This window comes from Amycolatopsis sp. WAC 01416 (assembly GCF_003947485.1).
Classification (GTDB): Bacteria; Actinomycetota; Actinomycetes; order Mycobacteriales; family Pseudonocardiaceae; genus Amycolatopsis.
In genome coordinates this window covers 1-701 of the sequence record NZ_QHHX01000032.1, presented here as the reverse complement: position 1 = coordinate 701, position 701 = coordinate 1, and the positions used below count along the sequence as shown (strand labels likewise).

The 701-nt window shown below is 69.8% G+C and carries 2 protein-coding genes; one reads left to right on the top strand and one right to left on the bottom strand.

The window, feature by feature from the left end; all coding sequences use genetic code 11:
- Positions 1–120 precede the first annotated feature (120 nt).
- Positions 121–414, top strand: a complete 294-nt coding sequence (locus tag DL990_RS41160) for a hypothetical protein (RefSeq protein WP_199746814.1) — start codon at positions 121–123, stop codon at positions 412–414.
- Between the two features lie 164 nt (positions 415–578).
- Here the strand turns inward: DL990_RS41160 and DL990_RS42545 are convergent.
- Positions 579–701 (bottom strand): glycoside hydrolase family 15 protein (locus tag DL990_RS42545; protein ID WP_370451419.1); only part of this gene is annotated, 123 nt, incomplete at its 5' end.

Here is a 701-nt window from a genome sequence, read left to right as displayed (position 1 = left end):
GTGGAAGATCGCGATGCTGGCCAAGGCCCCGTTGGCGGAGCACAGCCGCGCGAACGCCGCGGCCGGGAGGAACCTGGTCGGCATCGACGACCTCATGGCCCGGCTCGAGGGAGCGGGCGGGTGAACCATGAGCGTCCCCGGCCGGGCTGGGCCGCGTACATCGAGGAGACGCCGGCCGCGGCCATCGTGGCGATGCCCCCGGACCTGGCCAAGCGGGTAGCCAATTTCATCGCCGCTCTCGCGCTCGAAGCGGGCGGTGCGCTGGACAAGGACAAGCAACCCCCCGGCGACCCGATGGACGACCACGACACGCGGTTCAGCATCCAGGTCGCGGGCGAGCCTGTGATCATCGAGTACAGCGTCCACCACGACGTCCGGGCGATCCGGATTCCGGTCGTGGTCTGGATCGACTGATCTTTTTTGGGGGGACCACGGCGCTGCGCTCATCGGTCGGCCTGACGCGAGGCCGCCCGCGCCGCCTCGGTGTCCGGACCGTACCGGGCCTGGGTAACGGCGTCGTCACGAAGCGATTGTATCGATACGCGCCAGGGAACGGCCATCCCGGCGGAGCGGTGGGATCAGCCGAGGGCGCGGTCGAGGTTGAAGGCGGCGCTGATGAGGGAGAGGTGGGTGAAGGCCTGGGGGAAGTTGCCGAGTTGTTCGCCGGTCGGGCCGACCTCCTCGGCGTACAGCCCCAGGTG